The organism is Nocardia sp. NBC_00508 (assembly GCF_036346875.1).
Classification (GTDB): Bacteria; Actinomycetota; Actinomycetes; order Mycobacteriales; family Mycobacteriaceae; genus Nocardia.
Genome location: NZ_CP107852.1, coordinates 659,973 through 671,976, shown reverse-complemented (window position 1 = coordinate 671,976; position 12,004 = coordinate 659,973). Strand labels below are relative to the sequence as shown.

The 12,004-nt window shown below is 63.9% G+C and carries 7 protein-coding genes and 1 pseudogene; 5 read left to right on the top strand and 3 right to left on the bottom strand.

Annotated features, from left to right (window positions below):
* Positions 1–27 precede the first annotated feature (27 nt).
* The 5 genes from OHA40_RS02790 (at position 28) to OHA40_RS02770 (ending at position 8,545) form a co-directional block, all read left to right on the top strand.
* Complete coding sequence (locus OHA40_RS02790) at positions 28–987, top strand: SDR family oxidoreductase (protein ID WP_330231497.1); 960 nt, start codon at positions 28–30, stop codon at positions 985–987.
* A gap of 43 nt (positions 988–1,030) precedes the next feature.
* Complete coding sequence (locus OHA40_RS02785; protein WP_330231496.1) at positions 1,031–2,179, top strand: acyl-CoA dehydrogenase family protein; 1,149 nt, start codon at positions 1,031–1,033, stop codon at positions 2,177–2,179.
* A 12-nt stretch (positions 2,180–2,191) separates the two neighbouring features.
* Positions 2,192–3,337, top strand: coding sequence for an acyl-CoA dehydrogenase family protein (locus OHA40_RS02780; RefSeq protein WP_330231495.1), 1,146 nt, complete (start codon positions 2,192–2,194; stop codon positions 3,335–3,337).
* 196 nt (positions 3,338–3,533) lie between these two features.
* Entirely contained in the window at positions 3,534–5,732 is a 2,199-nt protein-coding gene (locus OHA40_RS02775; RefSeq protein WP_330231494.1) for an MFS transporter, read from the top strand.
* On the top strand, positions 5,729–8,545 hold the full coding sequence (locus OHA40_RS02770; RefSeq protein WP_330231493.1) for an ABC transporter permease subunit: 2,817 nt from the start codon (positions 5,729–5,731) through the stop codon (positions 8,543–8,545). The genes OHA40_RS02775 and OHA40_RS02770 overlap by 4 nt, the downstream gene beginning before the upstream one ends.
* Before the next feature lie 78 nt (positions 8,546–8,623).
* On the opposite strand, the gene OHA40_RS02765 is transcribed toward OHA40_RS02770, so the two are convergent.
* From OHA40_RS02765 to OHA40_RS34635, 3 genes and pseudogenes are all read right to left on the bottom strand, one after another.
* On the bottom strand, positions 8,624–10,174 hold the full coding sequence (locus tag OHA40_RS02765) for an acyl-CoA synthetase (protein WP_330231492.1): 1,551 nt from the start codon (positions 10,172–10,174) through the stop codon (positions 8,624–8,626).
* Between the two features lie 36 nt (positions 10,175–10,210).
* A complete protein-coding gene (locus tag OHA40_RS02760) occupies positions 10,211–11,251 on the bottom strand; it encodes a TetR/AcrR family transcriptional regulator (protein WP_330231491.1) in 1,041 nt (346 codons plus the stop codon).
* A 63-nt stretch (positions 11,252–11,314) separates the two neighbouring features.
* A pseudogene (locus OHA40_RS34635) lies at positions 11,315–11,419 on the bottom strand (TetR family transcriptional regulator); the annotation flags it as partial.
* Positions 11,420–12,004 lie beyond the last annotated feature (585 nt).

The window sequence follows — 12,004 nt, the reverse complement described above, 5'->3', positions numbered from 1 at the left end:
CACCACTACTACAGAGACGAGGTCGATATGGGTTCACTTGAAGGTCGAGTAGCGATCATCACCGGTGCGGGTCGCGGAGTCGGGCGCGCCCATGCGCTGTTGTTCGCGCAGGAGGGCGCCAAAGTTGTCGTCAATGATGTCGGCGGTGCGCCCGATGGGGCCGGATCGGATTCCTCAGCCGCCCAGTCGGTGGCCGACGAGATCACGAGTCTGGGCGGGCAAGCGGTCGCCAACACCGATAGCGTGTCCGACTGGGCGGGGGCCGAGCGGCTCGTTCGAACCGCCATCGAGAGTTTCGGCGATCTCGATGTCTTGGTGAACAACGCGGGAATCATCCGCGACCGAATGCTGGTCGGTATGACGGAAGCCGACTGGGACAACGTCATCGACGTCCATCTCAAAGGGACCTTTTGCACGACGAGGCATGCCGCCGCGTACTGGCGCCAACAGGCGAAGGACGGTCGGACGGTCAACGCGTCGGTGGTGTGCACGTCATCGAATTCCGGGCTCCAGAACAATGTCGGCCAGACGAACTACGGAGCTGCCAAGGCGGGCATCGCTGCCTTCGCTCAGATCGCAGCCAAGGAGCTCGGCCGCTACGGCGTCCGAGTGAACACGATTGCGCCGGTCGCGCGAACCCGGTTGACCCTGCAGACGCCGGGCCTCGATGAAATCGTCAAGCAGCCCGACGATCCGCAGGCGTTCGACCTGTTCGACCCGGCGAATATTTCGCCACTCGTCGCCTACCTGGCCACCGCCGATTGCACTGTCACCGGCGGAGTCTGGGGAGTCTGGGGCGCGGAGATCAGCCTCTACGAGGGATGGCGGGTGATAGCGAACGCGGTCGGCGACAAGCAATGGAGTGTCGAGGACCTCGCTGTCCGGATCCCGCAGATCGTCGGAGAACGCGCGGATCTCGCCGAGATGCTGATTTCCGAGGGGCAGAACGCAGCGGACCTGATGCGCGGCGCTTTCTCCGCCGACTGAACAAGGCGGATCGACGGCATCGGCGGAATTCGGAGACTATGAGATGCGATTTCGAGACACGCCCGCAGAGGCTGCGTTCCGCAGCGAGCTACGCACTTGGCTCGCGCGGAACGCGCCTGCGGAAAAGGATTGCGTGACCTTCGAGCAGCAACACGAGTGGCAACGCGTCCTGGCCGCGGCCGGATGGGTCGGTGTCGCGTGGCCCGTCGAGCACGGCGGTCGTGGCGCGAGCCTGATCGAACAAGCGATCTTCAACGAGGAGATCACCCGGGCACGGGCTCCGCAGCCGATCAACGCCATTGGGCTCGGCATGGTCGGGCCGACGATCATGGCGGTCGGCACGCGAGAACAGAAGGATCGTTACTTGCAGAAGATCCTGGCCGCCGACGAAATCTGGTGTCAAGGATTCTCCGAGCCGGGATCCGGAAGCGACCTGGGGTCCCTGCGTACTCGTGCCGCCGCCGATGGCGACGACTTCGTGGTCAACGGGCAAAAGGTCTGGACCAGCTTCGGCAATGTCGCCGACCGATGCGCGTTACTCGCCCGAACCGACCCGGAAGCCGGTAAGTACCAGGGCATTACGTACTTCCTGCTGGACATGCACACGCCGGGAGTGGAAGTGCGGCCCTTGCGTCAACTGAACGGGGATGCGGAGTTCTGCGAAATCTTCTTGACCGACGTTCGGATCCCTCGGGAAAACATTCTCGGTGAGATCAACGGCGGCTGGAAGGTCGCGATGACAACGCTGATGCATGAGCGGGGGACCTTCGGCTTCACGCTGGTTACCGACGCACGGATCAAGTTGCAAGAGTTGGTCGCACTCGCCACGGCTGAGGGCCGGGACGGTAGTCGGCCGGTCGATGATCCTGTTGTCCGCCAGCGACTCGCGCAACTCTACGTCGACGTCGAGACCATGTGGCTGAATGCGGTCCGTGGTCTTTCGGCGACGATGAAAACCGGAATCCCGTCTCCGGAAGCGTCCTTGTCGAAGCTCGGTTGGAGTGAAACGACGCAGCGTATCGCGGCTCTCGCCGTCGAGATCCTGGGCCCGGCAGCGCTGGTGACATCGGGTCTGTCGCCGTGGCCACAGGTCCAGTTGCGATCGCTTGCCCACACGATCGAAGCGGGCACGAGCGAAGTGCTCCGCAACTCGATCGCCGAGCGCGTTCTCGGTCTTCCGCGATACAAATAGGAGAGACGACCCATGGAGTTCGGGTTCTCGGTAGAGCAAGAGGAACTGCGCCGTACTGTTCGTGACCTGCTGGCAAAGGAAGCGGGCCCCGCGCCGTTCCGTGCCGCACTCGATGCTTCGGACCATTCGCCGGACGCGCTGTGGCAGAGGGTTTCCGACGAACTGGGTTGGTGCGGTATCTGCGTGCCAGTGTCAGCCGGAGGCCTCGGATTGGGCATGGTCGAGCTGGCCATCGTGCAAGAAGAGGCGGGACGGGCCCTGTTCGGCACACCGTTCTTCTCGACTGTCTGTCTTGCCACTCCGCTGGTAGCGGAATCCGGTTCGGGACCCGTTCAGGAGAACTTCCTGCGTGGGGTCGCCACCGGCGGATTGTGCGCGACCGCCGCACTGATCGAGCCGACGGGCAGATGGGATGCCGCCGGCGTCGAAGCGTGTGCGACGCGCAGCGGCGATTCGTGGCGGCTCTCCGGTTGCAAATCGTTCGTCACGGACGCGCACCTCGCGGACGAGATAGTCGTGCTTGCTCGAACTCACCCGAGCGAGGCGCCGGAGGATGGACTGTCGCTGTTTCTTGTTCCAGCCGAGCTGCTCGTCCGTCCCCCGGAAGTGATGGATTCGTTGGACAACACGCGGCGACTCTGCCGAGTGTTTCTGGACGGCGTCGATATTCCGGCGGAGAGATTGCTCGGAGCCCCGGGCGCGGGGTGGCAGATTCTCGAAGCGGCAATGGACCGCATGGCCGTCGCGGTGGCGGCCGAGGCGGTCGGCGTCGGTGCGCAAGCGGTCGACATGGCGACCGGTTACGCCAAGCAGCGGGTCCAATTCGACCGCCCCATCGGGAGTTACCAGGCGATCGGTCACCGCTGCGTCGATATGTTCGCGGCCGTCGAGGCGGCGCGGTCGGCAGTGTATTTCGCGGCGTGGGCTATCGACGAGATGGCCCCGGAAGCGCGTCCGGCGGCTGCGACGGCAAAGGTTGCCGGAGGCGAAGCAGGTCATCTCGCCGCGGCGGGGTGCGTTCAGGTGCACGGGGGCATCGGATTCACATGGGAGCACGACGCGCATCTGTTCTACCGACGCGCTCAATTCTGCCGAATGTTCTTGGGCGACGCCTCGCGCTGGCGGGACCGTATCGCCGTGCTCGCACTCACGGGATGAGTCCAATGGTGAGTTGTAGCAGCGGAAATGCCCGTCCGCGAAGCGATCTCGGAGACCGCGTCCGAGATTCCCAGCGCCTGATCGGGTGGATGGTTCAGCGATGACGGAGCCGGAGAACATGACAAGAGACGACACTTCCGCTCGGCATCTGGAAGAAGTTCGCCGAGCCGAGCAGACTGTCAACAGTCTCGAGCGCGTGAGCGATCAGCTTCGTGCGAAGGGCCGGGCGGCAATCGGCGTCACGGGCGTGGATTCCGCCCCGGGATTCCGCCGAGCGGTGCAAGCCGGCAGCGGCTTGCCTGTTCTGGCCGCCCTCGGCTGCCTGGCCGGGGTCGGCACGTTCATGTTCTTCGGGGCCTTCTTCTCGGCGCCACAGATCGAGGACGCGATCGATGCGAGCTCCGGCCAGTTGTCATCGGCAAGTGGCATTCGTGTCGCGGTCGCGGCTATGGCCGGGCTGGTCCTGGCCGCTGTGAGCTGCGGGCGGCCGCGCCTACGGCGTCGGTCGATCCTGTTCGGCGCGATCCTCTCGAGTCTCGCATTGTTCGGTGCCTCGGTGACGCCGAACCTGGTGGGCATGTACGCCGCGCAGATCGCCGCTGGCGCGGGCCTCGGTGCGTTGGTGCTGTACCCAGCTGTCGTGATGGATGGATACCCGCCCACGGTCCGATTTCGCGCGCTGTCGACGATGTTCGCCGTGCAGGTCGGCGGGCTCGCGATTGCGGCCCTGCTGGTTTCCGTTCTGACCGGCGGTCTCGATCTGTCGTGGCGAGTCGCGGTCGCGGTGCTGGCATCGCTGTCGGTGTGCTCGGTGGCGGTGGCCGCGTGTGCACGGAACTTTCCGGACACCGATGCCGACAGCAAGACATTGCTCGCCATGGTGGAGTCATCGACCGATCAGGGGGCGGCGCATCCGCGAGCTATGACCGGCCGGCCGCGGGTGAACGAAGTACTTCGTCATATCTCGACGGTGCCGACCGCTCGCCGGATGCTGTCGGGAGCTGTCCTCCTCGGCATGTCGTCGATTCCGTTGCCATATCACATATTCGACTTCCTCCGGGAGGAACGGCAGGTGGGGGGAACCGAGCGTGGCGTGGTATTCGCCGGTGTCTGCCTCATGGCATCCCTTGGGTTGATCGCCGTGTCACGGCGGGGAGAACGTTCCTTCCACAAGGATCCGGCTGGGTTGCTGAAGCTCGGCTGCGCTGTCTTGATGGCCGGGATGGCGGCACTGTGCCTGGCCACCGGTGTTCCGGTGTACGCGCTGACGGTGATCGCCTTCGGCGTCGCGCTGGCCCTCGTCGCTGCCATGGCGCCGATCTCGACGCTCAGCTTGATGTCCGTGCTGCCCCCCGGTATGCGGACGCATGCGCTCGCGATCATGAACGCACTGTTCTGGGTGGTAGGCGGGGCTTGCGGGATCGCCTTCGTCGACGGAATGGCCCGACGGTTCGATCTGTTCGGCGTCTGCGTCGCGCTGGTCTTGCCCGCAGTGGGAGCGGTCTACTTCCTGCGCCAGGCTTCCCTGTCGATCAATGGCGATCTCGATCGGGCCGTGGATACCGTGGTCGAGGATGCCGAGGTCCAGATCCTGCGCAGTTCCGGCGCCCATCTTCCGATGATCAGGTGCCAGAAGATCGACTTCTCGTACGGCCAGCTGCAGGTGCTGTTCAATGTCGACTTCACCGTGGACGACGGCGAGATGGTCGCCCTGCTCGGCACGAACGGCGCAGGCAAGTCCACCCTGCTGCGAGTCATTTCCGGTCTGGGCCGGCCGAGCCGGGGGATAGTCCGTTTCCGCGGGGTCGACATCACCACGGTGGACGCGCAGCGTCGCGTGCCCATGGGAATTTCGCAGGTACCGGGTGGCCGCGGCGTCTTCGGGAACCTTACGGTTGCCGAAAACCTCCGCCTCATCGGATACACCCATGGACGGAACCGGTCGAAACTCGAGGCCGGAATCGACGAGACGTTCAGTTGTTTTCCCCGCCTGGCCGAACGGCGCAATCAGCTAGCCTCCACCCTTTCCGGCGGAGAGCAGCAGATGCTCGCCCTCTCGAAGGCATACATCCTCGAGCCGCGATTGCTGCTCATCGACGAACTGTCACTGGGTCTGGCGCCGAAGATCGTCTCCGAGCTGTTGACGATGGTTCGTCGCATCAACGCTCGGGGGACCGCGATCGTACTGGTCGAGCAGTCGGTGAACATCGCGCTCTCGCTGGTGCAGCACGCGTACTTCATGGAGAAGGGTGAGATCCGTTTCGATGGCCGCGCGGAAGACTTGCTCGAGCGCGGCGACCTGCTCCGCTCGGTATTCCTCAAAGGCGCCGCAGGCGGATTGGCCGAGACCGAGACCGTGAACCTGGAAACGACGACTATAGGCGGCCCACGATGAATATCTCTCTGGCAGGGTTCGAGATCGTGGGCTCTGCGGTCACCCTCGGAATCATCGCGGGCATGGTGTACGGCATCCTCGCAGTAGGGCTCGTACTGATCTATCGCGCCAACCGCATCATCAACTTCGCGCATGGCGCTATCGGTGCACTCGGGGCGTCTCTTCTCGGGCTCCTGGTCGTGGAGCGGCACGTTCCGTACTGGATCGCCTTTGTTCTCGCGCTTGCGGTTTCCGCCTCCGTCGGTGCCGCCACGGAGGTGGTGGTGGTCCGACGACTCCGCAAAGCTCCCAGTCTGATGGCGATGGTGGCGAGTCTCGGTGTGGCGCAATTCCTCCTACTCATGTCGGTGGTGGCGAACAACTCGGTAGGCGCCGGCTCGACCTTCCCTCAGCCGACTTTCCTTCCCGAGTTCCAGATCGGCGCTCTGGATGTCACACCGGCCTATTCGGCGATGCTCTTCCTGACGCCTGCCATCGTGGCGGGTCTGATGCTCTTCTTGCGGAAATCCCGCTTCGGACTCGCCATCAGGGGATCGGCGGACAACCCGGAGGCCGCGCAACTGGCCGGTATCTTCACCGGTCGCATGTCGACACTCGCGTGGGCGATCGCAGGCGCCATAGCCGCTTTCACCGCGATCCTCATCCTTCCGACCCAAGGTTTCACCTCCACGGATGCGCTGGGGCCTGCGCTGTTGCTGCGGGCACTCGTTCCAGCCGTGATCGCCCGAATGGCGAGCTTGCCCATCGCCCTTGGCGCCGGAATAGGCGTCGGGATCATCGAGCAGGTCCTCCTCTGGAACTATCCGTCCGGCGGCGCCGTGGAGATGATGCTCTTCGTCGGCATCGTTCTCGTCCTGCTCCTGCAACGAACGCGTACCGGCCGCGATGAAGACAAGGGCGCCTGGAAGATGGTCCGGCCATGGCCACCGCTTCCGGTCGGGTCGCGGCGAGCCACGGTGGCGAGAAATCTGAGTTGGGCGGTGGGAGCCGTCGCATTGATCGTTGCGATCCTGCTTCCGCTCGGACTCAGCAGTCAGTCGACGATCATCCTCGTCGCGGTTTTCGGCTACTCGATCGTAGGGCTGTCGGTCGGTGTGGTCACCGGGCTGGCCGGTCAGCTCTCGCTGGGGCAATTCGCCCTCGCAGGCATCGGTGCTGCGGCGTCCTACTGGATGACAAAGCACACCGGGGACTTCGCTTTCGGACTCTTGGGCGCAGCGGCCGCAGGTGCCGTCGCCGCGGTCCTGATCGGCCTGCCTGCGCTGCGCATTCGTGGCCTGATGCTGGGCGTGACCACGCTTTCCTTCGCGCTCATGGCACAATCCTGGCTGTTCCAACAGGATTGGATGTTCTCCGGGGGAGTCAACCCGGAAGATCCGCGTATCGGTTCCGCCTATTTCGATACGTCCAAGCGGTACTACTTCTTCGCCTTGGCCGCGCTGGTAGTCGCGGTACTGCTGACTCGGAATATCTGGCGAAGCGGCATCGGCCGCCGTCTGATCGCGGTTCGTGACAACGAAGAGGGCGCACGTGCGTTCGGGATCTCGGCTGTCTACGTGAAACTCCAAGCGTTCGTATTGGCCGGCGCTCTGGCCGGGTTCGGTGGCGCCGTATTCGGCAACTCGCTGTCGCATATCTCTTCGAACACTTTCGGTGCGCACGCGTCCATCGACGTTGTGGCGATGACAGTCCTCGGCGGAATCGGCGTGCTCGTCGGTCCGATCGTCGGTGCGCTCTACGTAGTCGCCCTGCCGAGTTTCGCGCCCTTGGACAACGCCGGGCTCGCCGCCACCGCACTCGGCTGGTTGGTACTGATCTTGTGCTTCCCGGGGGGAATCGCGCAGGTCGTTCAGCCGTTGCGGGAACGTCTGATCGACCTGCTCGCGGGAATCGGCGGGTCGAGACAGTCGACCGATAGTGGTGAAATACAGGCTGCCGCAAACGGTTTCGACTTGCCCGCCCGCGTCTCGGACCCAGCTCGGTCGGACGCGCGGAAGAGCCTCGAAGGTGTCGGGATTCGCAAGCGGTACGGAGGCCTGGTGGCCGTCGACAACATGAGTCTGCGCGTGGAGCCCTCCGAAACCGTTGGATTGATCGGTCCGAATGGTGCCGGAAAGACCACGCTGTTCGAGCTGCTCGGCGGCTTCGTCCGCGCTGACGAAGGCAAGGTCGTGTTCGCAGGCCGGGATGTCACCAAGCTCGGCCCGGAGAAGCGAGCCCGTCTGGGGCTCGTTCGATCCTTCCAGGACGCGGCTCTGTTCCCGACGATGACTGTCCTCGAAGTCGTTCAGGTTTCGTTGGAAAGGACGAAACCGACCCGGTTCCTGCCTTCCATCATCGGTCTTTCTCGGAGCGAGCGGCGGAATGTGGAGACGGCTCGGCGGCTCATCAGGCTGACCGGGTTGGAGGCGTACGAGAACAAGCAGGTAGCCGAACTGTCCACCGGTACCCGGCGCATTGCGGATATCGCTTGTATCGTTGCCCTCGAACCCACGTTGTTGCTGCTGGACGAGCCGTCATCAGGAATCGCGCAGCGCGAGACCGAAGCGCTCGCTGTGGCGATCGCGCGGCTGCGGGATGCCTTCGGTATGAGCTTGATCATCATCGAGCACGACATTCCATTGGTGATGAGCCTTGCCGACAGGATCGTCGTGATGGAGTCGGGGCGGTTCCTGGCGGAGGGTACTCCCGCGGAAATTCAGAACAACCCTTTGGTCATCGATGCGTACTTGGGGGCGGACCCACTCGTGCTGGAGCGATCCGACACGGTGAAGCCGACGGGCGAAAGCCTCGTCACCCCTGGCGCGGTGTAGCGGGACGCGCACCCGTGGACGGCAGCGGGTGATGTGGCGGGATGGCAGTCGGCCGCCTCGACGCGGGGTCGGCCGCCATCAGCTCGGCCGCGTCTCCTGGTCGAGGTGGCGCCGTCGAAGTTCGCGCTTGAGAATCTTCCCGGCGCCGGTGAGCGGAAGCGCATCGATGAACTCGACGGTGCGTGGTGCTTTGTACCCAGCGATAAGGGTTTTCACATGCGCGCGCAGCTCCTCTCTCGTCACTGTTCGACCGGCTCGGAGCGTGACGACGGCGTGCACACGTTCGCCATAGGTGGGGTCCGGCAAGCCGATAACGGCGCAGGCGGACACTGCCGGGTGCTGGTGCAGGGCCTTCTCGACCTCGGCGGAGTAGACGTTCTCTCCGCCTGAGACGATCATGTCCTTGATCCGATCGATGACGAAGAGATAGCCGTCCTCGTCGAGGTAGCCGGCGTCACCGGTACGCATCCACCCGTCGCGGAGCGCTGCGGCCGTCGCGTCGGGTCGATTCCAGTATCCGAGCATGACATGACCACCGCGGCTGACGATCTCCCCGATCTCGCCCGGTGCGACATCGTCACCGGCGTCATCGACGACGCGGATCTCGCTGTGCGGGGCGGCGCGGCCGGCGGAGTACCGTCGCGCGGTGTCGCTGCGGTGGTCCTCGGGCCCGAGCAAGGTGGCCACGGGTGAGAGTTCGGTCATGCCGTAGGCCTGGGCGAGTTCGACATCGGGCAGGAGGCTCAAAGTCCGGTCCAGGACGTGCGGCGGGATCGGCGAGGCGCCGTAGCAGAACCGCCGGAGACTGGACAGGTCGTATTCGCCGAATCCCGGATGCTCTATGAGCATTTGGATCATGGTCGGCACGAGGAACAGGTCGGTGATGCGGTGCTCCTCGACCGCTCGCAATACCCGGCGCGGCTCGAAGCTCGGCACGATGACGTGGGTGCTGCCGCCCAGAGAATGTGCCGCCCACATCGAGAGATCCGCGAGATGGAACATAGGCGCCGAATGCAGGAAACGCCCACCGGGTGTCGCCCAGAACCCCGCGACCGCGCTGCCCATCGCCGAGGTCATCAGATTCGCATGACTGAGCATCACGCCCTTGGACTTTCCGGTGGTTCCACCGGTGTAGAACAGGGCCGCGAGCGAATCTCCACCGCGTCGCGCGTCCGGCACCGGAGTCGCATCGGCGATCAATTCTTCGTAGTCGATCCAGTTCGCGACGCCGATGGCGGGGCGCCCGGTGTGAATGACATGCCGTAACGGGGGGCAGAGCTCCTGCAGATCGGCAACAGCCTCTGCGTATCGGTCATCGACGAGGAGAACTTCCACCTCGGCGTCGATCAGGCTGTCGACGATCTCCTGGGCGCTCCACCGTATATTGACCGGAACGAGCACGGCGTCGGCCCAAGGGACGGCCATCAGGTATTCGAGGAAGCAGTCCGAGTTCTCGCTGTACATCGCCACCCGGTCACCGGAGCGTACGCCGATCGATCTCAAACCACCGGCGAGGCGGGCTATCCGGTCGACATGTTCGCGGAAGGTCCGGTGGCGGTGGCCATCGATGGTTGCGATCCGGTCCGGGTATTGCTGTATCGCGCGATGAAGTGGCTGTGTGAGATACATCGTGGCCTTTTCCTACTCATCGGCTTGAAACGTGCCTCAGGCCTTGAACAAGGCGCTCATGACCATCGCTCGCAGGATGATTCGCGCGCGGTCCGGTTCGAGCGTGACCCGGCCCTGCCAGTAGCCGTTCATCAGGCCGAGCGCTCCATAAGTCATGGTGCGCGCCTCGGCATCCGACCGGTCCGTGCGTACTTGGGTGACAACCGTGATCCAGTCGTCGACGTAGTTCCGTGCGCCGCGATCGATGAGTCCGCGCTTTTCGTCGGACAAGGCGTGCTTTTCCGTCCAGTAGACCGCGGACAGGTCGGTGTCGCTGATGGTGAGATCCAGGTAGCTGTCGACAAGGCGTTCGAGGGCATCGGCTGGACTACGGGCATGCAGCAGTGATCTGTTCATGCTCATGGTCAACTGCTCGTTCACACGCGCGAGGGCCGAGTACAGGATGTCTTCCTTGCTCTTGAAATGTCGGTAGAGGCCCGGACCGGTCATGCCTACGGCCGCGCCGATGTCGTCCATTCCTATTCCGCTGAAGCCATGCTGCCGCATCAGTGGAAGCGCCAGGGCAAGGATCCGCTCGCGCGCCGAAGCGCGCTTGATCGGTGTGGTCCAACCGGCGGAGCCGGTCTCATCCCGCACTGTGTCGTCATGGTCGTGCGCATCCGGAATGGGCTGGGTCAGTACATCCGGAAACTCGTATGCCGCGAGAAGCATTTTGGTGAGCAGGTCGGTCAGCCGAGATCGGGACAGTTGCGGTTGGTAATACCGAAGAGTCGGTGTCAGGCATGCGCCGACCGTCACCATGAACTCGGCCTCGCTGATATTCAGCTCGGGATGGAGTTTTTGCAGCGGCTCGATCCATGTGTGGGCGTAGTCATTGGCCTTCTGAACCGTAGGCTGCACCATTTCCGCAGGCAGGTGGCGCAACTCGGCAATTGCCAGCGGCCAGAAATTGTTCTCGTCGATCTGCGGGCCGATCGTTCGCTGCGCGAGCGCGTTGAGGCGATCGACGGGGGTGTGGGTCTGGGCCACGGCCTCGTGATAACTCGCACCGTATCGATCGACCAGCCGATCGATCACCGTGACGAGCAAGGCCTCCTTGCTCGGGAAGTGCCGGTACACTGCTGGGCCGGTTATTCCTACGGCCTCCCCGATGTCGTCGAGGCTGACCGCATGGAATCCGCGCTCGCTGAAGAGTCTGGTCGCCGCGGAAACGATACGTTCGGCTCGATCTTTGGGGCGCTTCATGCCCGCTCGACCGTCCTGCGCTACTGGGCCCATGACAAGAAAGTTTACATGGACATACTTGATCAGGGGAGATAGCGCGCTCGATTGTCGATCTTCCCCCTTACAAGCACTGCTTTACCGTTGCGTGGAGTGCCACGATCGAGTCCAGGTCGGCCGTCGACGACGTAACCGCTCGCTTACTCTTGGCTCGCGTCGGAGCCCAGGGCGACTCACTGCGGTGCGCGCCGAAACGGTCGCGGTCCGGGTCGGACGTCGTCGCTGTAAGCGTTGCCGAGAGCAACGCGGCCTCCGGGGCGGTTACCGGACGAACCCGCACGAAGTATGTGCGATCAGCAGCCTCGAGCAGTAGAAGACCGGCAATCGGGTGTCCGGCGCGCGGTACTGGGCTCGGTAGCCTCAGCGGCCACGACGAACTCGTTGAAGTCTGGAACCGGTGTCGAACAGCCCGGCGGCTCCGGTCGGTTCTGTGGAATCTGTCAAGTTTACGTGCCCGAACTTAATGGATACTTGCCCATGGCTCGTCCGATCCTGGAGTTCCGTATGTAATCCGAGGTAGTAGACGACAACTCCGCGTGTCCAGCGCGA